The organism is Bradyrhizobium sp. BWA-3-5 (assembly GCF_032917985.1).
Lineage (GTDB): Bacteria > Pseudomonadota > Alphaproteobacteria > Rhizobiales > Xanthobacteraceae > Bradyrhizobium.
On the sequence record NZ_CP136626.1, the window covers coordinates 2,759,156 to 2,784,226 of the forward strand.

Here is a 25,071-nt window from a genome sequence, read left to right on the forward strand (position 1 = left end):
GATGCAGGCGCTTGGAGCAACGGTGATACGGGCGGGCAGGCGCTTCCTGTCCTCGCTGCCGGCGCTCTTTGGCGTGCTCGTGTTCACCTTCCTCTTGATGCGGGTGTTGCCGGGCGATCCGGCGGTGTTCTTCGCTTCCGGGCCGAATGCAGGCAAGGAGGAGATCGAGGTCATCCGCAAGCAGATGGGCCTCAACAAGCCGGTGCCGGAACAACTGATGCTGTATCTCTATGATGTCGGCAGCGGCAATCTCGGCAGGTCGATGATGACCGGGCAACTGGTCACGAAAGATCTCCGCGAGCGGCTGCCGGCCTCGCTCGAGCTCACCTTGACGGCGCTGCTGATCGCACTGCTGACGGCGGTGCCGCTCGGCGTGCTGGCGGCGCTGAGGCCGGGCTCGATCATCGACCACGGCGTGCGGTTCTTCTGCGCACTCGGCGTCTGTGTGCCGACGTTCGTTTCCGGTCTGCTACTGATCTACGTCTTCTATTACTTGCTCGGACTCGCGCCCGATCCGACCGGCCGGGTCGATATCTTTGCATCGCTACCGCCGCGGCAGACCGGCTTCCTGCTGGTCGATTTCCTGCTCGCCGGCGATTTCGACGGCTGGTGGGCCGCGTTCAGGCAGCTGATCCTGCCGGCATTGAGCATGGCGCTATTCGTGGTGGCGCCGCTGGCACGCATCACGCGGGCTTCGATGCTGGTCTCGCTGGGCAGCGATTTTGTCCGCACTGCGCGCTCCGTCGGTCTTCCCTGGTGGCGTGTCGTCGTCACCTATGCGCTAAGGAACGCGATCCTGCCGGTCATCACCATCGCAGGCATCGTGTTCTCGACCATGCTCGGCGCCAACGTCCTGGTGGAGAAGGTGTTCTCCTGGCCCGGCGTTGCTTCGTACGCGCTCGATGCGCTGCTTTCCTCCGATTATGCGCCGGTGCAGGGTTTTGTGCTGCTGATGGCTACCGTGTTCGTGATCGTCAATCTGCTGGTGGATATCCTCTATGGCATCGCCGATCCACGGGTGACCATCGGATGACCTCAGCAACGCTTCGCCATGCCGGCTGGATTTTGCGCGGCAACCCGCTCACCGCAATTGCCGCCACCGGCGTCTTCCTGCTCGCGCTGATCGCAATCTTTGGGCCGTGGATCGTGCCGTATGATCCGATCGCCTCGAACGTGTCGCAGGCCCTGATGCCGCCGAGCGCGGCGCATATCGCCGGCACCGACCAGCTCGGCCGCGACGTGTTCAGCCGCCTCATCGTCGCCGCCAGGCTCGATCTCGCCATTGCGATTTCCGCGGTCGGCATCTCCTTTGCCATCGGCGCCGTTATCGGCGCGATCTGCGGCTATGTCGGCGGCCGGCTCGATCGCGGCGTCGGCCGCTTCGTCGATGTCGTGATGGCCTTTCCGCTGTTCGTGCTGGCCATGGCAATGGTCGCCGCACTCGGCAACCGCGTCGAGAACATCGTCATCGCGACCGCCATCATCAACCTGCCGTTCTACATCCGCTTTGCGCGGGCAGAGGTGAATGTCCGCCGCAATGTCGGCTGGGTGGAAGCGGCGCGCGCCTGCGGCGACAGCCACCTCTCGGTCGTGCTGCGCTTCCTGCTGCCGAACGTGTTGCCGGCCATGGCGGTGCAGATCTCGCTCAATCTCGGCTGGGCGATCCTCAATGCGGCCGGACTTTCCTTTATTGGTCTCGGCGTCAAGCCTCCGACGCCGGAATGGGGCATCATGGTCGCGGAGGGCGCGCGCTTCATTTCCACCGGCAAATGGTGGCTGGTCGCTTTTCCCGGCCTGGCGCTGATGCTGACGGTGCTGTGCTTCAACCTGCTGGGCGACGGGGTGCGCGATATTCTCGACCCCCGCATGCGAACATGACCCAGTCGCTGCTCGCATTGAGCGACCTGCACGTCACCTTCTCGACACGGCGTGGCCTCGTCGAGGCGGTGCGCGGTGTCACCCTGTCGCTCGGTGAGGGCGAGATGCTCGGCCTTGTTGGCGAGAGCGGCTCGGGCAAGTCAGTCACCGGCTTTGCGATCACGCGGCTGCTCGATAAGGCCGGCCGCATCACGGCAGGGAACATCCGGTTTCGCGGACAGGACATCACGCGGATATCGTCGGGCGATTTCCGTCACCTGCACGGCGCAGCGATGGCGATGATCTTTCAGAACCCGCGCGCCGCGCTCAATCCGATCCGCGCCGTCGGCGAGCAGATCGCCGATGCGATCGTGGCCCACAAGCGAATGCCGCGCGATCAGGCGCGCGCGCAGGCGCTCGAGCTTTTGCGCGCCGTGCAAATTCGCGATCCCGAGAAGCGGATGGCGGCTTACCCGCACGAGCTCTCCGGCGGCATGTGCCAGCGCGTGATGATCGCCATGGCGATTTCCTGCAATCCGGCACTTCTGATCGCCGACGAGCCGACCACCGGCCTCGACGTCACGACGCAGAAAGTCGTGATGGATCTTCTGACCGGGATTGCGGCCGAGCGCGGCATGGCGACGATCCTGATCACCCATGACCTCGGTCTGGCCGCGCGTTACTGCCGCCGCGTCGTGGTGATGGAGCAGGGCCGGCTGGTCGAGGAAGCTGAGCCGACGACGCTCTTCCGCGCACCGCAGCACCCCTACACCAGGCGTCTGGTGGCGGCTTCGCCCACGGCGAGCTCGCGGATAGCGGACCTCGTGCCGGAAGAGGAGAGGGGACGGCACGCGGCGATGCCGGCCGGATCGCAGCCACAGCTCGCCCCGGGCGCGGCGCCGCTGCTGGAGGTACACAAGCTCGCAAAACGGTTCGATCAGGGCGCTGCGGCAGTGGCGGACTTTTCGATGGCGATCAATGCCGGCGAGAGCGTCGGCCTGGTCGGCGAATCCGGCTCCGGCAAGAGCACGACGTCGCGCATCATCTGCCGGCTGATCGATCCGAGCGACGGCGAGATCGCCTTCGAGGGGCAGTCGATCGGCCATATCCCGGCCCGCGACTTCCATCGCTCGCCGTTCCGCAAGGACATCCAGATCGTTTTCCAGGATCCGAACGACAGTCTCAATCCGCGCTTCACTGCCTTTGACTGCATCGCGCACCCGCTGCTGCGGCTTGGCGGCATGCGCCCGGGCGATGCCTTGCGGCAGCGGGTGGAAGAGTGCGCGCAGCGCGTGGGGCTGGGGATCGAACTACTGACGCGGTTTCCACACCAACTCTCGGGCGGCCAGAAGGCGCGTGTCGGAATCGCCCGCGCCATCGCTTGCCGGCCGCGCCTTCTGGTGCTGGACGAGCCGACGGCGGCGCTCGATGTTTCGGTGCAGGCGGTGGTGCTGCAACTGCTCGACCGGTTGCGGCGCGAGGACAATCTGGCCTTCCTCTTTGTCAGCCACGACCTCAACGTCGTTCGCATGATGTGCGATCGGACCATCGTTCTGCAAAACGGCGGCATTGTCGAGCAGGGCGAGAGCCGGGCAATGTTCGACAATCCGAAGACCGCCTACACACGCGAACTGGTCGAAGCCGTACCGCATATCGAGCCCGGGTTGGGCTGCGTTTGCGACCTGAAATCATCGACAGCGCTTGAGCGCTGAGTTGTCACAAATTGTGCAGGAGAGGGCAATGTTCGCAGGCAACCCGGCTCTTGTCCTCAACGCCGACTTCCAGCCGCTCAGCTACTTCCCGCTGTCGCAGTTTGGCTGGGAGGACGCCGTCAAGGCGGTCGTCAAGGGATCGCATGTCGTCGTCGCCGAGTATGACCAGGTTGTCCGCTACCCGTCGGCCGTGATGCGGCTGCCGTCGGTCATCGCACTTCGTGCGTATGTGCGGCCGCCGCTTCGGGTCGCCTTCACGCGGTTCAACTCTTTCTCCGCGATCGCTTCCGCTGCCAGTATTGCGGCGAGCAGCATCTGCGCGGCGAATTGACGTTCGACCACGTCGTCCCGCGGGCGGGCGCGGCCAGACGTCGTGGACCAACATCGTGGCGGCCTGCAGCCCCTGCAACACGCGCAAGGACCGCCTCCACCTCAAGCGGCTGCGCAAGCCATTCGAGCCGACGCAGCACGAGCTGATGGCGGCCCAGCGTCTGTTCCCGCCGAACTTTCTGCACGAGACCTGGCGCGACCGTCTGTACTGGGATGTCGAGCTCGAGAAGTAACTGCGCCGGCGGCAAGTTGCGACCGCCGGCGTACCATCACCACGTAGCTCAACTGGATGAGTACGACCCTCCGAAGGTCGAGGATGCAGGTTCGATTCCTGTCGTGGTGGCCATATCAGATGCGCTGAACGCGCAGGGATGACGAACCGGACAAGCGTGCCGGCGCTGCCTTGAAAGCAGATGGGCGCCGCGAGGCGTTGCGGTGCAAGCCCGCCGTCACTCCGCCATCCGGACAGTGAACCGCGCGCTGCCGGTCGATTGGAAATCGAGTGGGCGCTTCGGCGCTGGGGATCAGGGCCTCCGCTGTCCGCCACCTTGGAGAGTCAACCGGAGAGGCGCGCCGGCACGGCTTCGAAAACCAATGGCACGCAAGGTGTGAGGCTCAGCTCCTCGGCTCTCCGCCAATTTAGACTAAAGCTGGCGGCGAGCTTGAGGCCCGCTTGTACGCTGGTAGCGGCCCAAAGGCGAACATGCCGGGATGTCCGTTACGGGCCGATTTTGTTGAAAAAGGCGGCAGTTGCGACTCAAGGATAGCAGTGATTCAGTCTGTCTAATTGGCAGGACTGAAGATCATGATGGGGCATCGGCAAGTCGAACAGGCTGCTTTGTTGTATGAGTTCTCGCTCGACATTCTCCAAGAACAGGCATGGCCGCTTCCGGCAGAGCGACCTCTTCCGTCGCGTGTTCGACAGCGTGCTGCGGCGCTGCATCGAGGAACGACTGGTCGGCGGTGAAGGATTTGCAGTCGATGCGAGCCTAATCAAGGCCGATGCCAATCGGCAGAAGGGGATCGAAGGCGATAAGGGACTTCCGCCGGAGGCTGCCGGCCGAGCAATCGATGAGTATCTGGCTGTCCTCGATGATGCTGCTTTCGGAGCTGCGACCGAGGTTACCCCGAAGTTCGTATCGCCCTCCGACCCGGCGGCGCGCTGGACGGGGGCGCACGTCGGCCAAGCGTTTTTCGCCTATTCGACGAACTACCTGATCGACATCGAGAACGCGATCATCGTCGATGTTGAGGCAACGACGGCAATTCGGCAGGCGGAGGTATTGGCCGCTAAGCGCATGATCGAGCGTTCGCTGGAGCGGTTTGATCTCTAACCGAGCCGGCTCCTCGGTGACAGCGGCTATGGCTCGGCCGAGATGCTCGCCTGGCTGCTCTATGAGCGCGGCATCGAGCCGCACGTTACAGTCTTCGATAAGTCGGCCCGCACAGATGGGATCTTCTCGCGCGACGACTTCACCTATGACCATGCCGGGGACATCTATCGTTGCCCTGGTGGCAAAGTTCTTACCACGACCGGAACGTTGGTGAATGATGGTGCCACCATGCTTTACCTCGCCAGCAAGCGCGATTGTGATCGATGCGCATTGAAGGCTCGGTGTTGCCCCAAGCAGGCTTCACGGAGAGTGCCGCGCTCGATCTACGAGGGCGCTCGCGACATGGCGCGCCAGATCGCGAGATCGTGGGAGGGAGGCACCTCGCGCCGGCTCCGCAAGAAAAGCGAGATGTTGTTCGCGCACCTCAAGCGCATTCTCAAGCTCGACCGTTTGCGTTTACGAGGTCCAAACGGCGCGCGTGACGAGTTCATCCTCGCAGCCACCGCCCAGAACCTTCGAAAGATGGCCAAGCTGATCCCGATGCCCAGGCCGAGGCTCGCATAGGGGCGGTTGAGCAGTTCGGCCACGTCGCGACGGAGCTATTACAACTAAATACTGCCGGCCTTTTTCAACGGAATCGGCCACAGGGAGACATCATTCCGATTACCCGTCGGCCCCTGTGCTGAACTACCAATACTAAGGCAGTAGATTACTGCCGATTGCGCTCGCTGATCTCCGATTCCGCCTGAAGCCAAAACTGATGCCGAGGAACGATCCCAGCCTGCTGGCGTAGGAATTGCGTGTCGTCTAGAGCAGCGTTCCTTTGTTGATCTGGCGCAACAACAGGCCCGCCAGCGTGAACCGGTGGGCCTTAGGAACGAAGCTTATCGACCAATATAGACTCTGGCCTCCGCCCCTCCAGATGCCCCCAAAGTACGCTGAGGCGGAGGTAGGTTCGCGGCCCTGGTGCCGATAGCCGGGGCCGCGGCTTCGCCCGCCACCACGCCATGGCAGGCGCGTGTGGCACAGGCATTGCACATGATTTGGTGACTGGGATTTCAGAGCCCAGTCTGAGACAGGGCGCCGTCGAGGACAGCTTATTTGCTAGCCGGCGGCGTATCGTTTTGAAAACCTCCGGTTGGACGTCAAAAAGGCGAAAGCCGCCGCTGGGCCGTATCAGCGACGGCTCTACGCATTACTCTCGCGGTATGAGGACCTCCGCGATCAATCCAGAGCCGCCAGCGGTCTCAGGCGCTGGTTCCTGGACGTCTGGGTTTAGTGAAAAGCGGCCCTGACGGGAGTTCTGAAGGCCCGCGCGATAACGAGTTTTGCCCACTGCGAGACCCTGGGTAGTGCTGCCATAATCAGACGCGCTGCGTGTTTTATTCGTCCCAGACGCGGTTCCCGCATCGACATTCGAACAGGTGAGTGAGCCTCCCATCCTTGATCTCGAACACTGTTCGAACAAGCTCCATCTTTTGGCCGCAGCGGCACATCCGGTTTGACGCGTCCTTCACATCTACGATTTTCTCGGCGCGAAGTAATTCCATCGGCCGTCTCCATCTGCGATTTCGCTCTGGAACGGTCGCGGATAAATCTGGACGAACCGAGTACGTAGCAGAGGCAACTTTGCGTTCTGCTCAAGAGGAAATTACGGCGAATTCGCCTTGTGCTCTCGCAACTTAAACTATTTGGCGCCTCGTTGTGTCACCTAGGCGGTGCGGTGCTTAGGATCTCGGCTGCAACTGCTTTCCTCACGCCTGCTGATGGCTTCAAGCCTGTCCAACTGGCCCGCGACGCCGATGAGACTGCGTGCAACATTTCTCAGCAGATACGATCGGTCGTCCGAAATATTAGGCGCTTTAGCCAGCCTCCTGTATTTCTCCGCAAGTGCTGTGCATTGCGCACCGGTTAGCGTCCAAGACTCTCGATCGCCCGTAAGCATTCCACACTCCCTGTTAGAGAGGCTATGGCAAGAGGATCTGGCACATTTGGTTCCAACCCTGGCAATCACTTAGTCCTTCAATTGCAACAAGCGGGGCGCCGCTTTTGTGCTCTCATGGCATTCTGTTGTGCGCGGCGATTGGGGCGGGCGCGTGTGCGTTGCGATAATTGGAAGACTTTGGACCGGTCCAATATGATATCTTGGGGGTCGCCCAATGTCTCAGTTGGGTCAATAGCACGCATCGGCCTCAACCCGTTGAACGGTCCGCTATGCGCCAAAAGGTGACATTCGACCAATCGCCGAGATCGGAAGTGGTGGACTGGCTCCCGCCGCACGATTCGAACGTGCCTTCCTCCGTTAACAGCGGAGCGCCCTCACCGAGATGGCTCGACGGGAATGAGATGGTGGAGCAACGAAGAGTCGAACTCCGGACGTCGATCTTGCAAGGATCAACTGCAGCCCGCTGCCTGCCCCCGAAATGGTGCCCAGCGCGAGATTTGAACTGGCCTCCTGCGGTCTTCAAGCGCGTGCAATCACCAGATTTGCTAAGTGGGCGAGATGGCGCGGACGTCGGTAATCGAAACCGAATCTCCTGAGTGGCACTCAGGTGCTCGACCTTCCAGCTACGTCCGCATTTGACGTGGTGGGTTAACCCTGGAATCGAACCAGGCAGGCACAAAGGCGCAGGCTTTACAGGCCCGCTCAGTCCCCAGACTTGACGTTACCCAGATTGGTTGCAGGCCCCGGGGTTGCACCGGGCTCAACGCGGCTTATGGGACCACATGGATACCTAACCGATCAGCCTGCGACAAAGAGTGCCAAGTCTGCTGCAAAGGCTGCAAACTCCCCGGCGGCGCCGGCGTACATCCGGCCTAGCGCGATCGTTGCCCTGGTTGGCCCGAGACCAGGGCGCACTTATGAATGACCGGATCGGAAGTCCGCTTCCGGGAGCGCAGCAGACCAGTTGCGCTCAATGTGAGCCTTCCGGATTTTGACCCCGGAGCGGGCATCTATGGGCGCGTGCCGTCGGCAAGATGCATGGTCTGCTAGCCGACTACTCGCCTCCATTAGCGTGCATGTGCCGGTGGCTTAGACCGGTCTGGTGCGCAACTGTCCCTGGAAATGATATTTTCCCAGCGGCACGCCCCGCGTGCGCAGGATGTTGTACGCGGTCACAGCATGGAAATAGAAGTTGGGTAGTGAGTACGAGAGGAGGAAAGTCTCTGCCGTGAGGGCCAATGTCCGCGGGACCCAGCCCGAAGTTGTGGGATTGTCCAGGTCTAGCGGCTGATAGATTTCGATATCCAGATTCTTGCCGGACCAACTATTGACCTCGTCGTGAGAGAACGCTTCCAGCGCCACTATTGCGTGGCTGACCATCGTTCGTAGGTCTGCAAACGGCATCGCGCCGACCAGGGGCGGTGGGGCGAACACGCAGGTCTTCACAGCCTCCATCCCCCATACCGCATGATGCGTCAGGGCTTCGATCTGGAAGTGGAAAGGTGCCATGTCGGGGAAGAGGCGGGCCTCCACAACTTCTTCTAGGCCGGCCCCGGTCTCGGCGCAATGTTTGGTCGTGCGGTCGAGAAAACCTCCGACGGCCCTTGCGGTCTGCAGGAAGGTCGGAACGCTGAGGTCGTAGAGTGATGTCGCAAGCTGTGCCATGGTGAAATTGTATCATGGAGCGGACAACTTAACACCAGCTGTTGGCTCTCGCGCCGATGCACCCTCTTGGCCCTTAGCCGAACTGCCTCTGAGCGGCCGCAAAGGCCGCTCTCAGAGGAAAACCGGACCTGATCTGATGAGCGGCCGGACCGCCGCTTGTGACCCGGATCGGTCATTTCGACACATCCACATCACTAGCGCCCGCTGACGGAAGCCCAGTCCGTGTGGTAGTTCGACAAGTAAGGAGGTCGACTGTGCTACCAATACGGCTCAAACACGACGTGTGCTGGTTTGCAAGCGCATTGGGAATTATGGGAGCGACTTGTTCTCCTGCATCTGCAGACAAGACCGTCTATTACACTGACAGTTGCGTGGAACAGGAAAGCGGCGACATCGGCGGCTATGTTGCGATCGTCTCGGACGGTAAGCTTTTCCCGGTGATCAGGCTAAGTTGGTCTGAGGGCGCACTGAAGCAGCCCGTCGCCGCTAAAGTCACCAGCTACGATCGAGGGTCCGGCCAATTATCTTTTTCAGTCTCGATTGACTGGGACGAAGGTAAAAAGCGCGACATTCAGTTCGATGGCAAACTTACAATTGATAGGATGACGGGCACGTTTGCGGTACCATGGGAGACTGCCCGTAAAGCCGTAGAACTTGAGGTGCGATCGCGCAAAGCAGCATTTGAACCCGCAACGACTTGCCGATCAGGTTGAGCAAAGCGTACCGGCGGCCAATGTCGGCTTGTGTCCTTTCGCGACATATTGCGCCGCCGCACAACCTCGGTCGCGAACGGGGCATAGCGGAAATCGACAGGCCGCTACCTATCCACAGAGGGCGACGCGATTGACCCGTTGCGGAAGTGGGGCGCGGAGAGCGCTATCCGAGCATTGCAGTAACATGAACGTTATCAATGTTATCGCGAAAAAGGCGGAGAATCGATCTGGGGCAGGCGCGGTGACACGCGTGCAACATTGATGTTCTGTGCACAATGGAGAAAGCCCATGAAACATGCCCGAAAGACGGTCCTTGCAGCTTCTGCCTTCACGTGTGCGGCAGTGTTGTCCTTCGGTTGGTCTGAGCAAGGCGGCATCTCGCTGTCAATCGAGAGCGCTCAGGCGCGGGTGGGTCGCCCGCTAACTCCCATGAGCGCTGCCGGTGTTGCGCGCCGGCAAACCCGACGGGCTGATTACGGCGCCGGTATAGCCGGTGCAGGCGCCGCAGCGGTCGGAACGGCCGCCGCGATCGGCACGGCTGGCGCGGTCGCGGCCACCTCACCTATGTGGGGATGGGGAGGCACCCCCTACCAAACAGGCACAGGTTACTACGCAGGTGGTCCTTACTACGGTGCGAATGTTCGGGGCGCCAGGGCGGCCTACTACGGCGGTTACCCAACCGCGGCGTTTGGCGGTGTGAGTGACAGCGACCGCACCCAGTATATCAAAAATCTCCGCGACTCAGGGTATGATCCAAAGAACAACTTCAACGCGAACGGGACCATCAAGACGCAATAGCGTCAGTCTCTCGTTCAAATTAGTAACACGCCTCCGGCGGGAGCTGTAGTTTATTGCCAATACGTGGATTATCCCGCCGGTTGCGTCGTGAGGCCTGACGTGGTGTTGCGACCGCGGGCGGTCGCGCGAGCTGCGGCGCGAGTGGCACTCCGATGAATCGTGGTGGTCCGGTCGATCGAGTCGGCAGGCGCTGACGGACCGCTGCAGGTTTCCGCCCCGGGGCCGTTTCCTCGTTAATCCGGAGTTGTACTTCTGCTTCTGGCCCCATCCGGATATTTCCGGCAGGCTGTGCCAATGTCTACTCTAAAGCGCAAGAGGGACGTCGCGACCGTGCATCAGGACATCTGATTCATGCGTCCTCGCTCTAATTTTCGCTGCCTCCTTCGGCGGCAAAGAATCAACACGCTGCCATTGTCTAGCGGCAAGGACACCCGGTTCTCAGCCGGTCGGCGTGGGTTCGAGTCCCGCCGGCAGTACCATAATTAGCTTCCCGTAGCTCAACTGGATGAGTAGCGCGCTACGAACGCGAAGGTATGCAGGTTCGAGTCCTGCCCGGAAAGCCAATCATCGTCCGCGTGTAGGGGAGCCTGGTCGTCCCTACCTGCCTTGGAAGCAGGGGATCGGTGGTTCGAATCCACCCACGCTGACCATCATCGCGCGCTGAGCGATCGGCGAGGTGACGGATTCTGAATCCGTTCAGACAGGTTCGATCCCGGCCGCCCGCGCCAACGTGCCATCGCCTGGTGCAAAGGGTACGGCGCTTTCAACGCTGGACTTCACGGGTTGAACTCCCGTTGGCAGGACCAAATTGTTGAACAAATTTCTGAGCGCGTCGCCAAGCTGGCCAAGGCGCCGGATTTTGATTCCGGTTACCGCAGGTTCGAGTCCTGCCGCGCTAGCCAATTCTCGCGGGGCCTCGGCAGGGAAAGGGGCCGGCTCTCATAAGGCTGGAGTGGCGGGTTCGACCCCCGCGCCCGCGACCTTTTTTGTCGCCGATCACGGGATCGGTGCCCCCTTAATCTCTCCTGACTTCGTTCAATGGCAGGATACTCGGTTGTGGACCGGGAGATGCGGAGTTCGATTCTCCCAGTCAGGATCAGATACCGGCTTAGTTCAGTGGCAGAACGCGGGCCTCCAAAACACCCGATGTCGACTGTTCGATTCAGTCAGCCGGCGCCAAACTTCTCATGCAGCAGCGGCCATAGCCGGTCCGGCTTGAACGGGGTCGCGGTGAAGCGGATGCCGGTGGCGTTAGCGATCGCATTGCCGAGTGCGGCGGCGACCGGATTGTAAGGGCTTTCGCTCATCGATTTGGCACCCATCGGCCCCACCGCATCCGAGGTGTCGGCGAACAGCACTTCGGTACGGGGAACGTCGGCGAAGGATGGCAGATGATAGTCACGGAATTTGGGATTGATGATGCGGCCGTCGTCGTCAACAAGCATTTCCTCGTAGAGCGCAGCCCCCAGCGATTGCGCGACACCGCCCTCGATTTGGCCGCGGCATTGCATCGGATTGGCGACACGGCCGGCATCGGCCGCCTGCACGCTTCTGAGAATCCTGAGTTCGCCGGTGTATTTGTTCACGGCGACACGAAAGCCCTGCACATTGAAGGTGACGGAGCGCGGCGTGCCGGTCGAATTGCCGCTGCCGCTGAGAACCTTTCCGAGCGCGTGCGCCGACGCGGCGAGCTGGGCATAGGGGATGCGGTGGCCGGCGCAGACGGTGGCATCGTTGTCGAGGCTGCACGCGTCAGGGCTTTCGCCCAGCAATGACGCCGCGAATTGCTTGAGCTGCCCAGCCAGCGCCTCGGCCGCGGCCTGCGTTGCGCGGCCGGCGACAAAGATCCCGGCGCTGCCATAGGCGCCGGTGTCGTGTCCGCCATGCGCAGTGTCGGATTGCAAGAGACGGATGCGATCGACGGTCGTCGCCAGCGCAGACGCGGCGATCTGGCGATGCACGGTGCTGGTGCCATTGCCGAATTCCGCGGTGCCGACCGTGAGGTCGAAGCCGCCATCCTCGCGCAGCGAAATGCTGCAATCGGCGAAATGACCGGCCGGCGGCACGGTATCGATCATGGTCAACGCGATGCCGTCGCCGGTCAGCCAGTCCGCGGAGAGGGGCCGCGTCGGCGCCTCGGCGGCCATCGCGCGCTCGAGGAGATCGAGGCATTGATCGAGGCCATAGCTGCCATAGAGCACGTCGTGATATTTGGATGCCGGCGGCGACAACATGGGATCGCCTGACTTGACGACATTGCGGCGTCGCATGTCGAACGGGCTGATGCCGAGCTGCTTTGCAAGTTCGTCGATCGCGGCCTCGACGGCGATCAGAGTTTGCGGCAGGCCATAGCCGCGAAACGCGCCGGCGGGCACGGTGTTGGTGTAGGCGGCGATGCCGTCGACCTTCTTGTTGGGGCAGTTGTAGACGCCGATGCATTCGTTGACCGAATGAAAAAGTACCGGGCCGGCGTGGTTGCCATAGGCTCCGGTGTTCGAGAGCACGTCGAGCTGCAGCGCCGTGAGCTTGCCGTCCTTGTCGGCGCCCGCCTTGACGGTGACCTGCATCGGGTGCCGTGTCGAGGTCGCGATGAATTGTTCTTCCCGCGTCAGTTCGAATTTGACCGGCCGGCCGGTCTTGAGCGCTGCGAGCGCAAGAATATCCTCGACGAACATCTCCTGTTTGCCGCCGAATCCGCCGCCGACGCGCTCGCAAAATACCCGCACCTTGTCGGGCGGCAGGCCAAAGAGGTCGGCCAGCGTGCGCCGCGTGAGGAATGGCACCTGCGTCGAGGAACGGACATTGAGGATTCCATCAGCGTCTACCCAGGCAATGCCGCCATGGGTTTCCAGTGCCGCATGCTGGACCCGCTGGGTCGTGAACGTGCCTTTGTAGGTGACGGCGGCCTGCGCCAGGGCTGCCGCGACGTCGCCGAATTCGCCGTGGATTTCCGCCACGATATTCCGGCCTGCGTTTGCGACGCGATTTTCGGTTGTCTTGTCGCCGTGCAGCACGGGAGCGCCGGGTGAGATGGCGGCCGCGGGATCGACCACGGCCGGCAGGATTTCGTACCGAACTTTCAGCCGGCGGCAGCCTTCTTCGGCGGCCGCTTCGGTCTCGGCGATGACAGCCGCGACTTTCTGGCCAATGAAACGGACGACATTGTCGAGCACCTTGGTGTCATCAGGGTCCATCCAGTCCCATTCATGCCGGGCGGTCGAGAACAGGCTATCAGGCGCGTCTTCATGCGTCAGCACCGTGTGCACGCCTGATACGGCGAGTGCCGAGCTCTTGTCGATCGAAATGATTTTTGCGTGCGGATGCGGCGAACGCAGCATCTTGATGTGGAGCAGGCCTTCCGGCGCGACATCGAACGTATAGCGCGCCGCGCCGCGTACGACCTGTGGTCCGGCGGGGGCAGGGAGACTGCGGCCGAAGGCGGTGCCTGCGGCGTCGTCTTCGATGTTGGTCTTGCCGTTCAGCGCGTCCTCGATCGAGCGATAGCCGGTGCAGCGGCAGATATTGCCTTTCAACGCGGCGCCGAGATCCTGCCGCTGTGCCTGGTTCAGCGACGCGCAGGTCAGGATCATGCCAGCGGTGCAGAACCCGCACTGAAAGCCCTGCGCATCCAGGAACGCCTGCTGCAGCGGATGGACGGCGCTGTCGGGCGCCAGGCCTTCGATGGTGGTGACGGCGTGGCCCGCGGCTCGGAAAGCCGGGATCAGGCAGCTATGCACGGGCTCACCGTCGATCAGCACCGTGCAGGCGCCGCAATCGCCAGCGTCGCAGCCCTTCTTGACGCCAAAATGGCCGAGTTCGCGCAGAAACGTGCGCAGGCATTGCCCGGGCCGCGGCGCTTCGGGAAACTCCTTGCCGTTGATCTGGAAAGCCATGGCTTATGCCGTGCCCTGCAATTCGAGCCGGATCTCTTCCGCAAGCCGCAGCGTCATGTGCTTGCGCCATATCGGCTTGCCGTGAACGTCGGTGTGATAGAGATCGTCGGCAATGTGCTGCAAAATCGTTTCGCGCAAGTCCTTACCACTGGGGATTGCTGCGAAGGACAATCGAACCGGCCGCTTGGTCGATGCCGTTACCGTCAGCGCCAATTCGCCGTCGCTGGTCAGACTGCCGATCAGCAGCGCCGCCGAGCGGCCGACCGGCGTCAGCGATATCTGGCGGAACGCCGAGCGCCGCCGCAAGGCTGCAAGCGGGATATCGACCTGCCGCAACAGATCGCCCGGCGCGAGCACGTTGCGCTGCTCGCCGGTGACGAATTCGGCGACGGGGACTTTCCGCTCGCCGCCGCTGGCCGGCCAGATGGTGCAGACGCCGTCGAGCGCCGCGGTCAGCGAGATCATCGGCCCTGCCGGCAGCGACATGCAGATATTGCCGCCGACGGTCGCCGTCTTCCAGATCTTGAAGGAAGCGAGGAACGCGCGGCAGCATTGGTTGATCAGCGGGGAGGCGATCCAGTCCGGCGGGCAGGCCAGCGCATCGAGCTGCGCTACCGCGCAGGTCGCCGCGATGGAGAGACCGGTCTCGCTGATGGTCAGCGCCGGCCATTTCAGGTCGGTCAGGTCGATCAGCCGCTTCAGATGGACCTGCGGTTCCGAGAACAGCCAGGTGCCGCCCGCGAGCCAGGCATCGCCTGGCGTCCAAACGGGCAATTGGTCCCGTGTCGTCGGGTGCGCAACCGCGGTGATGCTGTTCAGGTCCATGGATACGCTTTCAAGCAGGTGCGTCTGCGACTATGAAGTCTTACAAGACCAGCGCCAATTGCCAATGCCGTCGGGATGGCGTTTGCATTGCGTGAAGCGAGACGCCTTTCGCAAATCAGGTGGGATTATGGACCAAACGCAGGCGATCTGGATCAAGGATCCGCTTTCTATTTTCGCCGACGGTGCCGAACGCGGCATTGTGATCAGGGGCGGCAAGATCGTCGAGCTGGTGCCACGCGGCCGGGAACCTGCGGCTGCCTATGCCACCGTATATGACGCCGGCGCCCATGTCGTGCTGCCCGGCCTGATCAACACCCATCATCATTTCTACCAGACGCTGACCCGGGCGCTGCCGGCGGCGCTCGATCGCGAACTGTTTCCGTGGTTGCAGGCGCTGTATCCGGTCTGGGCGCGGCTGACGCCTGAAGCGCTCGATCTCGGCGTCACCGTGGCGGTGTCGGAATTGCTGCTGTCGGGCTGCACCACCACGACCGACCATCACTACGTTTTCCCGGCCGGGCTTGAGGAGGCCGTCGACATCGAGGTCGCGGCCGCAAGGCGGCTCGGCATCCGCGTGCTGCTGACGCGCGGCTCGATGAACCGGTCGCAGAAGGATGGCGGGCTGCCGCCCGACAGCGTGGTGCAGGACGAAGACACGATTTTGGCCGGCAGCGAACGCGCAGTGGCCAAGCATCATCAGCGCGGTGAGGATGCGATGGTGCAGATCGCGCTGGCGCCATGCTCGCCATTTTCGGTGACGACTTCGCTGATGCGTGCGACGGCCGAGCTGGCCGAGAAGCTCGACGTTCGCCTGCATACGCATCTCGCCGAGACGGAGAATGAGAACAGGTTCTGCGAGCAGATGCATGGCTGCCGGCCGCTGGATTATCTGGAGCAATGCGGCTGGCTGAATGCACGGACCTGGCTGGCGCACGGCATCTTCTTCAATTCCGAGGAGATGAAGCGGCTCGGCAAGGCGGGGACTGCGATCAGCCATTGCGCCTGCAGCAACCAGATTCTGGCGTCGGGCTGCTGCCCGGTCTGCGAGATGGAGGCGGCGGGGGTGCCGATCGGTCTCGGCGTCGATGGCTCGGCCTCGAACGATGCGTCCAACCTGATGCAGGAGGTCCGTGCCGCGTTCCTGCTGCAGCGCTCGCGCTACGGCGTTTCCCGCGTCAGCCACAAGGATGCGCTGCGCTGGGCCACCGAGGGCTCGGCGGCCTGCATCGGCCGCCCCGAGCTCGGCGAGATCGCGGTCGGCAAGGCCGCTGACCTTGCGCTGTTCAAGCTCGACGAATTGCGCTTCTCCGGCCATGGCGATCCCTTGGCCGCGCTGGTGCTATGCGGCGCGCACCGCGCCGACCGGGTGATGGTCGGCGGCAACTGGGTGGTGAAGGATGGGAAGATTCCGGGGCTCGACGTATCAGATTTGATCCGCCGCCACAGCGTCGCCGCGCGCGCGATGCATATGGGGTGAGTTGGTCTGCTCCCTCGCCCCGCGCTTGCGGGGAGAGGTAAGAGCGACGCCCGTCCTCACTTCCCGGGAATCTTCTCGTCGATGCCCTTGACATAAAAATTCATGCCGAGGATCTGGCCGTCGTCGAGATGGGTGCCGCCTTTGCATTCGACTTCCTTGCCGTCCTGGCCGACGACCGGGCATTTGAACGCATGCAGTCTGCCTTCCGTGAGAGCGGCTTCGGTCTCCATCGCCAGCTTCTTCACGTCATCGGGCATGTTGGTATAGGGCGCCATGACGACGAGCTTGCTCTTCAGGCCGCCCCAGTAATCTTCCGATTTCCAGGTGCCCTCCAGCTCGGCCTTGACGCGCGCGATATAGTACGGGCCCCAACTGTTCATGGTCGATGTCAGCTGTGCCTTCGGTCCAAACTTGATCATTTCGGAGTCCTGGCCGAATGCCAGCTTGCCGCGCTCGGCGGCAATTTGCATGGCGGCCGGGCTGTCGGTGTGCTGCATGATGATGTCGGCACCCTGGTCTAGCAGCGCCTTGGCGGCGTCGGCTTCCTTGCCGGGGTCGAACCAGGTGTTGGCCCAGATGATCTTGACCTTGATGTTGGGGTTGATCGTCTGGGCGCCGAGCATGGTGGCGTTGATGCCGGAGATGACCTCCGGAATCGGGAACGAGGCGATATAGCCGAGCACGCCGGACTTCGACATCTTGGCAGCGATGATGCCCTGGATATAGCGGCCTTCGTAGAACCGGCCGGAATAGGTCGACACGTTCTTGTCGCGTTTGTAGCCGGTGGCGTGCTCGAAATGCACGTTCGGGTATTTTTTGGCGACCTTCAGCGTCGGCTCCATATAGCCGAACGATGTCGTGAAGATCAGCTTGTTGCCGGCGCGCGCCAGCTGCTCGATCGAGCGTTCGGAGTCCGGGCCTTCGTTGACGTTCTCCAGATACGTGGTTTCGACCTTGTCGCCTAGTTCTTTGAGCATCTCGAGGCGTCCGAGGTCGTGCTGGTACGTCCAGCCGAGATCGCCAACGGGTCCGAGATAGATGAATCCGACCTTGAGCTTGTCGGCGGCGGACGCACCGAACAGGCCCGCTCCGGTGACGAGCATCGCTGCGGCCGCGGCGATGAGAACCTTCTTCATGGAACTCTCCGTTTTACTGACGGGTGGACTGTCTCTCCCGATGCGCGGCGCCCCGTCGCGCGCGCATCGAGCATGTTTACCGGTCGGGCACGAACACGGTGCCGAGCGCTGCGGGCGCGGTCGAGCCGCCACTTCGTGCACGTGAGATCAGGACGAGGACGATGATGGTTGCGAGATAGGGTAACGCCGACATCAATTGCGAGGGGATGCCGACGCCCCAGCCCTGGGCATGAAGCTGCAGGATCGTCACCGCGCCGAACAGATAGGCGCCGATCACGAGGCGTCCCGGCCGCCATGACGCAAACACGACCAACGCCAGCGCAATCCATCCGCGCCCGGCCGTCATGCCCGGGATGAAGAACGGCGTGTAGGCGAGCGGCAGATAGGCGCCAGCAAGGCCCGCGCAAGCGCCGCCGAACAGCACCGCGAACAATCTGATCCTGAGCACGCGGTAGCCGAGCGCATGCGCCGAGGTATGGTTGTCGCCGGCGGCACGCAGGATCAGGCCGGGCCGCGTCCTGTAGAGGAAGAACCAGACGGCAATCACCAGCGCCAGCGACAGATACACAAAGGCGTCCTCGCCGAACAAAATGCGCCCGACCAGCGGGATGTCCGTCAGACCGGGAACATAAAGATGCGGCGCCAGCGAAATCTTTTCGCCGACGAAACGGGAGCCGATCAGGCCGGAAAGGCCGATGCCGAGAATGGTCAGCGCGAGGCCCGTCGCGACCTGGTTGACCGCAAGCCCCAGCGTCATCAGCGCGAAGATCAGCGACATCAGCATGCCGGCGAGGATGCCGCAGAGCGCGCCGATGATGACCGAGCCGGTGAGCCAAGCGCCGCCGAAGCCGCAGGCTGCGCCGACGATCATCATGCCCTCGACGCCGAGGTTGAGCACGCCGGCGCGTTCGGTCACGAGCTCGCCGGTCGCCGCCAGCAACAGCGGCGTGGAAGCCGCGAGCACCGCGAGGATGATGGCCTCAATGAGCCCCACTGGACACCTTTGGCGATGTGAAAATGAGCTTGAAGCGGTAGAGGATGAGGGAGTCGCAGGCGAGCACGTAGAACAGCAGGATGCCCTGGAAGACCTTGGTGACATCAAGCGGGATTTTCATGGCGATCTGCGCCTGCTCGCCGCCGATGAAGGTGAGTGCGAGGAAAAGTCCTGCAATTAATATTCCAACCGGGTTCAGCCGCCCCAGGAACGCGACGATGATCGCGGTGAAACCGTAGCCGGGGGAAATCCCTGGCTGCAGGTGTCCGACCGGCCCTGCGACCTCGATGATCCCGGCCAGACCTGCGAGTGCGCCCGAAATCGCGAAGGTCAGCAGGATCAACTGGTTGGAATTGAACCCGCCGAAGCGCGCGGCACGCGGCGCGGCGCCGACGACGCGGATTTCGAACCCCGTGATGGTCCTGCTGAGCAGCACGGCGGCGGCGCCGACCACCACCAGAGCCATGATGCCGCCGAGATGCAGTCGGCCGCCCTCGATCAGCACGGGTACGGTAGCGACCGGATCGAACTCGGCGGTGGTCGGGAAGTTGAAGCCTTTGGGGTCGCGCCAGGGACCGCGCACGAGATAGTCGAGCAGGAGATCGGCGACATAGACCAGCATCAGGCTGGTGAGGATTTCGCTGGCGCCGAACCGGACCTTGCAGATCGCGGGGATCAGGGCGTAGAGCGCCCCGGCCGCGGCAGCCAGCAGCATCATCGCCGGCAACACCCATGGGCCGGCGTCGCCGCCCTGCGTCTTCACCGCAAGCCAGCTTCCGGCGACGGCACCGATCAGGAATTGTCCTTCGGCGCCGATGTTCCAGGCGTTGGCGAGGTAGCAGAATGAGAGGCCGGTCGCGATCATCACCAGCGGCGTTGCCTTCACCGCGATCTCCTGCAGCGAATAGCCGTCGGTGAGGGGATCGATGAAATAGACGCCGAGCGCGGTGACCGGATTTTTGCCGAGGATCGCAAACAGGATGCTCATGGTGACGAGCGTCATGCCGATCGCAATCAACGGGGAGACGAGCGCGATCGTGTGCGACCGCTCGGCGCGTCTTTCAAGCACCAGCTGCATGCGCCGCTTCCTTCTGGTCCAGACTGCTGCCGCCCATCAAGAGGCCGAGCTTCTCGCGGCTCGCACCAGCCGTCGGCAGCGGCTCCGACAGACGGCCGTGGAACATCACGGCGATGCGATCGGTGATCTCCGTGAGTTCGTCGAGGTCCTGGCTCGTCACCAGCACCGCGGCGCCACCGGCGGCAAGATCCAAAAGGGCCTGCCGGATTACGGCGGCGGCGCCGGCGTCGACGCCCCAGGTCGGCTGGCTCACAACAAGCAAACCCGGTTTGCGCAGGATTTCGCGGCCGACGATGAATTTCTGTAAGTTACCGCCGGAGAGGCTGGCGGCTTCCGGATCGCGCTTGGCCTTCCGCACGTCGAACGCCTCAGTCGCGCGGTCAACAGCCCTAAGTGTTGCAGCGGTATTGACGAAGCCGTGTCGGACCATGCCGGAGGCGGCGTGGCCGGTCAGCAGCGCGTTCTCCGACAGCTTCATGCGCGGCGCAGTGCCGTGGCCAAGCCGCTCCTCGGGCACGAAGGCCGCACCAAGCCGGCGCCGCTCTGTGATCGAAAGGTGTCCCGCGGGCCGTCCGTCGATGACGATGGTGCCGGGGTCCCGCGCCAGCCGCTCGCCGGACAAAGCGGCGAAAAGCTCATCCTGACCATTGCCGGCAACACCAGCGATGCCCAGGATTTCTCCTCCCTTGAGCTCGAAGGAGATATGTTTTAGCCGGACGCCGTGCGGATCGTCCGGTTCTAGGCTGAGGTCGCCAACGACGAGCCGCGGCGCTGTGGTTTTCGGGTGGGCGGTGGCCCTCACTTCCTTGACCTCGCCGCCAACCATCATCCGCGCGAGCGAAGCCGCGGTTTCCGCTTTGGGATTGCAGGTCGCGACCTTCTTGCCGCCGCGCAGGATGGTAGCGGTGTCGCAAAGCCGCTTCACCTCTTCCAGCTTGTGGCTGATGTAGAGGATCGCGCGTCCCTCGGCCTTGAGGCGCTCGAGCACGCCAAAGAGCTGATTGGCCTCCTGCGGCGTCAGCACCGCGGTCGGCTCGTCGAGGATCAAAAATTTCGGGTCTTGCATCAGCGCGCGCACGATCTCGATGCGCTGGCGTTCGCCGACGGATAGTTGCCAGACCTCGCGCCTCGGATCGAGCGGCAGCCCGTAAACGCGGGACACTTCCTCAAGGCGCGCCGACATGTCCTTGAAGGATTCCTTGCCACCCAGCCCGAGCGCGACGTTTTCCGCCACGGTGAGATTATCGAACAGCGAGAAATGCTGGAACACCATGCCGATGCCGCGGCTGCGGGCGTCCGATGGTCCGGAGAGAACGATCTTCTCGCCGTGCCAGCGCATCTCGCCTTCGCTCGGCTGGATCAACCCATAAATGATTTTGACGAGCGTCGATTTGCCCGCGCCGTTCTCGCCGAGCAGCGCGTGGATCTGCTGTGGCCAGATATCGATATCGATCGCCTCATTGGCGAGGAGCGTGCCATAGCGCTTGGTCAGACCAAGTGTCTGGAGCAGCGGTATGGCACCGGCCTGCAGCGCGGCGGGCGTCGAATCCAACATGCGTTTTCACGGTCAAAAGGAACAGAAAGCGTCAATACTGGGCCAGTTTAGGCGGGTACGAAAGCAGGGGAAAGCACCAGCCCTCGCGCCGAGCTATTTATCCCAAACCCCGGAATGCACCGCCGCGGCCTCCTCCTCGAGCAGCGGGCCTGCCACCTCGGTTGCGCGTTGCCCGCTCGCGAAGACGTCGCGGCAGGGCAGGTTGAGCGTCGGATTTTCCGGATGGTTGCCGGTAATATCCCGCAGCCGATGCTCGCTCAGCCCATAGACAACGCGGCCGATGCCGGCCCAGTAGATTGCACCCGCGCACATCGCGCAGGGCTCGGCGGACGAATACAGCGTGGCACTGCGCAGCGTATCTGGCGCGACGGTCCTGCAGGCCTGTGTCGCCAGCAGGCGCTCGGCATGCGCCGTCGCATCACGTGACGGCATATAGCCGTTCTCGGCCTCGATCAGCACGGTGCCGCTCTGGTCGACGAGCAGGGCGCCGAAAGGGTGGTTGCGGTGGCTCACGGCGCGGCGGGCGACGTCGAACGATCGCCGCAGGAAGTGCAGATCGCGTTCCAGTTGATTCAGCGCGGCAACATCAACCATTAGCTTGACCCGTCAATGCCCCGCCATATGCCGTCCGATTTCGGTGAGATTGGCTTCGCTGGCGCGGGCCTCGTGGACGAATTCACCATGAAACATGACGACCAGGCGGTCGGACAGTTCCAGCAATTCGTCAAGATCCTCGCTAACCAGCAGCACGGCAGCGCCGCGATTGCGGGCTGCCATGATCTCGGCGTGGATCTGCGCGACCGCGGCGAAGTCGAGCCCGAAGCAGGGGTTAGCTGCGATCAGCACCTCGACCTCGCCGCCGAGTTCGCGGGCCAGCACCGCGCGCTGCACGTTGCCGCCCGACAGGGCTGAAATCGCGGTGTCCGGCGTGCGGGTCTTGATCTTGTAGAGCCCGATCTTGCGCTCGGCGTCTTTTCGGAATGCCGACCGGTTGAGCCACCAGCCGCCGCTGGCAAACGGCGCCCGGTCGAATTCGCGGAAGGCGATGTTGTCGGCAACGCTCATGCCGCCGACGCAGGCGTTCTTCAGCGGCTCCTCGGGGAGCAGGGACATTTTGTGCCGGCGCATCTCCTCGCGGCTCGCCGAATAGAGGTCGCCGCCGACGCGGATCTCGCCGCCTTCGGCCTGGCGTTGGCCGGCAAGCACTTCAACGAGTTGCCGCTGGCCGTTGCCGGAGACGCCGGCGATCCCGACGATTTCGCCGCCGCGCACGGTGAGCGACACGCCGTGGACAGCGATGGCGCCGGCATCGTCGCGCGCGGTGAGCCCGTTCAGTTCAAGCCGGGGTTTTCCGACCTCGCCAAGGCGCGGCGGCTGGACCGTCAATTGCTCGGCGCCGATCATAGTGCGGGCCATGTCGTCGGGCGTGAGCTCGGCGACCTTGCCGTGCCCGGCCAGTTTGCCCCGGCGCAGGATGGTCACCTCGTCGGCAAACGCCATCACCTCGCGGAATTTGTGCGTGATTATCAGGATGGTGAGATTGCCTGCCACCACCATGGCACGCAGCATGCCCAGCACCTCATCGGCCTCGCCCGGCGTCAGCACGGAGGTCGGCTCATCGAGGATGAGAAAGCGCCGCTTCAAATAGAGCTGCTTGAGGATCTCGCATTTCTGCCGCTCGCCGGCGGAGATGTCGGAGACCTTGGCATCCAGCGGCACCTTGAACGGCATCCGCGACAGGAACGCGGCGAGCTCCTTCTTCTCCTTCGCCCAATCCACCACAACGGGCACGTCGTCACGCGCCAGCACCAGGTTTTCGGCCACCGTCATTGCCGGTACCAGCGTGAAATGCTGGTAGACCATGCCAAGTCCCAGCGCGTGGGCGTCCTTCGGGTTCGCAATCGCCTGCTCGCGGCCGCCGACCAGGATATTGCCTTCGGTCGGGTGGTAATAGCCCATGATGCATTTCACCAGCGTGCTCTTGCCGGCGCCGTTCTCGCCGAGCAGCGCGTGGAACGAGCCGGGCCGCACCTTGAGTTCGACATTGTCGAGGGCGGTGAAATCGCCGAACCGCATGGTCATGGCGATGGCATCGACGCCCAGCGCGCCGTGAGGCAGGGGCGTTTCGCCGATGATCATGACAGGGCTCCGATCAACGACTCGGACGTGGCGACCGCGCCAAACACGCCACCCTGCATCTTGATCATCTTCAGCGCGTGGTCGTGGTTGCTCTTGTCTGTCGCCGCACAGCAATCCTCGATCAGCACGCATTCGAAGCCGCGGTCGTTGGCTTCGCGCATGGTGGTATGGACGCAGACATCGGTAGTGATCCCGGTCAGCACGATGTTCTGGATGCCGCGCAGCCGCAGCATCAGCTCGAGGTCGGTGGCGCAGAACGATCCCTTGCCGGGCTTGTCGATGATGGGTTCGCCCGGCAGCGGCGCCAGATCCGGAATGATCTCCCAGCCGGGCTCGCCGCGCACCAGCACGCGGCCGCACGGGCCGGGATCGCCAATGCCGGCGCCGATCTGGCGCGAGCGCCATTGCTTGTTGGCGGGCAGGTCGGCGAGGTCGGGACGATGTCCTTCGCGGGTGTGAATGATGTGAAAGCCGCCGGCTCGCATCGTCGCGAGTAGCCGCTTGATCGGCTCGATCGGGGCCCGTGTCAGCGAGAGGTCGTAGCCCATCTTGTCGACATAGCCGCCGACGCCGCAAAAGTCGGTCTGCATGTCGATAATGATCAGCGCGGTATTCTCCGGGCGCAAATCGCCATTATAGGGCCACGCATAGGGTTCGGACTTGATGTAGCGCTCGGACATGGCTCGCTCTCGCCTATCGGGTGATGGACAGTTCGGCCGGCGCGCCGGTCAGCGTGCGCTTCGGCGAGCAGGTGATGATCATGATGGCCAGCGTCAGGATGTAGGGCGCGGCGTTGAACAGGTGATAACCGGAAGTGACGCCGACCGACTGCAGCGCCGGCCCCAGCGCCGCCGCGCCGCCGAAGGCGAGCGACGCCCACAGGCACAGCATCGGGTCCCATCGCGCGAAGATCACCAGCGCCACGGCGGTGATGCCCTGTCCGCTGGAAAGCCCCTCGTTCCAGCTTCCCGGATAGAACAGCGACAGGAACGAACCGCCGATCCCGGCGAGGAAGCCGCCGACCATGGTCGCGCGCAGGCGGATCCAGAGCACGGAATAACCCATCGCGCGCGCGGCATCCGAGCTTTCGCCGGCGGTGCGGATCAACAGGCCCCAGCGCGTCGTTCGGAAAGCCCAAAACAAAACTGGCGCGATGGCCACCCCGATCAGGAACAGCACATTGATCCGGAGCGCGGCGCGCACCTGCGGAATGTCGCTCCACCAGCCGAAATCAATCGCCGGCAGGCGCGCGGCGGTCGGCTCGATCAGCGGCTTGCCGAGAAAGAATGCCAGTCCAGTCCCGAACAGCATCAGCGCGATGCCGACGGCGATGTCGTTCACCCGCGGCAGCGAGCAGATGCCGGCATGGAGCGCGCCGAGCAGCGCGCCCGTGAGGCCGGCTGCGAGCACGCCAAGCCAAGGCGAGCCCGAGAGATAGGAGATGCCATAGGCGCTCATCGCGCCCATGATCAGCGTGCCCTCGAGGCCGAGATTGATGCGGCCCGCGCGTTCGGTGATGCATTCGCCAAGGCTGACGAACAGGAATGGCGTCGAGACGCGGATGGCGCCGCCGAGCACGGCGAGCGGGACGGTCCAGAGTCCGAGCGTTGCATCCGCCAT

Annotated in this window: 17 protein-coding genes, 10 tRNA genes and 2 pseudogenes; 16 read left to right on the forward strand and 13 right to left on the reverse strand. The window is 63.2% G+C overall.

Features of this window, described 5'->3' with window-relative positions; all coding sequences use genetic code 11:
* Position 1 precedes the first annotated feature (1 nt).
* From RX331_RS13095 to RX331_RS13120, 6 genes and pseudogenes are all read left to right on the forward strand, one after another.
* A complete protein-coding gene (locus RX331_RS13095) occupies positions 2-1,033 on the forward strand; it encodes an ABC transporter permease (protein WP_317256961.1) in 1,032 nt (343 codons plus the stop codon).
* Complete coding sequence (locus RX331_RS13100) at positions 1,030-1,878, forward strand: ABC transporter permease (protein WP_317256962.1); 849 nt, start codon at positions 1,030-1,032, stop codon at positions 1,876-1,878. Before RX331_RS13095 ends, RX331_RS13100 begins: the two co-directional genes overlap by 4 nt.
* A complete protein-coding gene (gene nikE / locus RX331_RS13105; RefSeq protein WP_317256963.1) occupies positions 1,875-3,569 on the forward strand; it encodes an ABC transporter ATP-binding protein in 1,695 nt (564 codons plus the stop codon). The genes RX331_RS13100 and nikE overlap by 4 nt, the downstream gene beginning before the upstream one ends.
* Positions 3,570-3,597: 28 nt before the next feature.
* Positions 3,598-4,132, forward strand: a pseudogene (locus RX331_RS13110) (HNH endonuclease).
* Between the two features lie 37 nt (positions 4,133-4,169).
* Positions 4,170-4,245, forward strand: a tRNA-Arg gene (locus tag RX331_RS13115).
* A 511-nt stretch (positions 4,246-4,756) separates the two neighbouring features.
* A pseudogene (locus RX331_RS13120) lies at positions 4,757-5,797 on the forward strand (transposase); the annotation flags it as partial.
* Between the two features lie 1,701 nt (positions 5,798-7,498).
* On the opposite strand, the gene RX331_RS13125 reads toward RX331_RS13120, so the two are convergent.
* From RX331_RS13125 to RX331_RS13135, 3 genes are all read right to left on the reverse strand, one after another.
* A tRNA-Asn gene (locus RX331_RS13125) sits at positions 7,499-7,574 on the reverse strand.
* Between the two features lie 163 nt (positions 7,575-7,737).
* Positions 7,738-7,811: transfer RNA gene (locus RX331_RS13130), tRNA-Gly, on the reverse strand.
* Between the two features lie 456 nt (positions 7,812-8,267).
* Positions 8,268-8,843 (reverse strand): DUF1993 domain-containing protein, encoded by a 576-nt coding sequence (locus RX331_RS13135; RefSeq protein WP_317256964.1) that lies wholly within the window; start codon positions 8,841-8,843, stop codon positions 8,268-8,270.
* Positions 8,844-9,214: 371 nt separating this feature from the next.
* On the opposite strand from RX331_RS13135, the gene RX331_RS13140 reads away from it, so the two are divergent.
* The 9 genes from RX331_RS13140 (at position 9,215) to RX331_RS13180 (ending at position 11,450) form a co-directional block, all read left to right on the forward strand.
* Positions 9,215-9,556: a hypothetical protein gene (locus RX331_RS13140; protein WP_317256965.1), complete on the forward strand. Its 342-nt coding sequence runs from the start codon at positions 9,215-9,217 to the stop codon at positions 9,554-9,556.
* 288 nt (positions 9,557-9,844) lie between these two features.
* Positions 9,845-10,354, forward strand: a complete 510-nt coding sequence (locus tag RX331_RS38775) for a hypothetical protein (protein ID WP_410708190.1) — start codon at positions 9,845-9,847, stop codon at positions 10,352-10,354.
* A gap of 404 nt (positions 10,355-10,758) precedes the next feature.
* Positions 10,759-10,833 (forward strand) — tRNA-Glu (locus tag RX331_RS13150).
* Between the two features lie 7 nt (positions 10,834-10,840).
* Positions 10,841-10,917: transfer RNA gene (locus tag RX331_RS13155), tRNA-Arg, on the forward strand.
* 8 nt (positions 10,918-10,925) lie between these two features.
* A tRNA-Pro gene (locus tag RX331_RS13160) sits at positions 10,926-11,004 on the forward strand.
* Between the two features lie 79 nt (positions 11,005-11,083).
* Positions 11,084-11,160: transfer RNA gene (locus RX331_RS13165), tRNA-Glu, on the forward strand.
* 18 nt (positions 11,161-11,178) lie between these two features.
* Positions 11,179-11,256 (forward strand) — tRNA-Gln (locus RX331_RS13170).
* A 6-nt stretch (positions 11,257-11,262) separates the two neighbouring features.
* Positions 11,263-11,333, forward strand: a tRNA-Met gene (locus tag RX331_RS13175).
* A 45-nt stretch (positions 11,334-11,378) separates the two neighbouring features.
* Positions 11,379-11,450, forward strand: a tRNA-His gene (locus tag RX331_RS13180).
* 70 nt (positions 11,451-11,520) lie between these two features.
* Here the strand turns inward: RX331_RS13180 and RX331_RS13185 are convergent.
* On the reverse strand, positions 11,521-14,247 hold the full coding sequence (locus tag RX331_RS13185) for a molybdopterin-dependent oxidoreductase (protein ID WP_317256966.1): 2,727 nt from the start codon (positions 14,245-14,247) through the stop codon (positions 11,521-11,523).
* A gap of 3 nt (positions 14,248-14,250) precedes the next feature.
* Positions 14,251-15,072 carry an FAD binding domain-containing protein gene (locus RX331_RS13190; protein WP_317256967.1) on the reverse strand — a complete coding sequence of 274 codons (822 nt, stop codon included), beginning with the start codon at positions 15,070-15,072 and terminating at the stop codon, positions 14,251-14,253.
* 127 nt (positions 15,073-15,199) lie between these two features.
* Between RX331_RS13190 and RX331_RS13195 the strand changes: the two genes are divergently transcribed.
* Entirely contained in the window at positions 15,200-16,549 is a 1,350-nt protein-coding gene (locus RX331_RS13195; RefSeq protein WP_317256968.1) for an 8-oxoguanine deaminase, read from the forward strand.
* Positions 16,550-16,605: 56 nt separating this feature from the next.
* Here RX331_RS13195 and RX331_RS13200 read toward each other — a convergent pair whose 3' ends face one another.
* The 8 genes from RX331_RS13200 to RX331_RS13235 form a co-directional block, all read right to left on the reverse strand.
* Positions 16,606-17,685, reverse strand: coding sequence for a BMP family ABC transporter substrate-binding protein (locus tag RX331_RS13200; protein WP_317256969.1), 1,080 nt, complete (start codon positions 17,683-17,685; stop codon positions 16,606-16,608).
* A gap of 76 nt (positions 17,686-17,761) precedes the next feature.
* Positions 17,762-18,679, reverse strand: a complete 918-nt coding sequence (locus RX331_RS13205; protein WP_317256970.1) for an ABC transporter permease — start codon at positions 18,677-18,679, stop codon at positions 17,762-17,764.
* Positions 18,666-19,757 carry an ABC transporter permease gene (locus tag RX331_RS13210; protein ID WP_317256971.1) on the reverse strand — a complete coding sequence of 364 codons (1,092 nt, stop codon included), beginning with the start codon at positions 19,755-19,757 and terminating at the stop codon, positions 18,666-18,668. Before RX331_RS13210 ends, RX331_RS13205 begins: the two co-directional genes overlap by 14 nt.
* Entirely contained in the window at positions 19,741-21,312 is a 1,572-nt protein-coding gene (locus tag RX331_RS13215; RefSeq protein WP_317256972.1) for an ABC transporter ATP-binding protein, read from the reverse strand. Before RX331_RS13215 ends, RX331_RS13210 begins: the two co-directional genes overlap by 17 nt.
* 93 nt (positions 21,313-21,405) lie before the next feature.
* Complete coding sequence (locus tag RX331_RS13220) at positions 21,406-21,906, reverse strand: nucleoside deaminase (RefSeq protein ID WP_317256973.1); 501 nt, start codon at positions 21,904-21,906, stop codon at positions 21,406-21,408.
* Positions 21,907-21,918: 12 nt separating this feature from the next.
* Positions 21,919-23,451 carry an ABC transporter ATP-binding protein gene (locus RX331_RS13225; protein WP_317256974.1) on the reverse strand — a complete coding sequence of 511 codons (1,533 nt, stop codon included), beginning with the start codon at positions 23,449-23,451 and terminating at the stop codon, positions 21,919-21,921.
* Complete coding sequence (locus RX331_RS13230; RefSeq protein ID WP_317256975.1) at positions 23,448-24,131, reverse strand: isochorismatase family cysteine hydrolase; 684 nt, start codon at positions 24,129-24,131, stop codon at positions 23,448-23,450. Before RX331_RS13230 ends, RX331_RS13225 begins: the two co-directional genes overlap by 4 nt.
* Before the next feature lie 13 nt (positions 24,132-24,144).
* Positions 24,145-25,071 carry an ABC transporter permease gene (locus RX331_RS13235; RefSeq protein WP_317256976.1) on the reverse strand — a complete coding sequence of 309 codons (927 nt, stop codon included), beginning with the start codon at positions 25,069-25,071 and terminating at the stop codon, positions 24,145-24,147.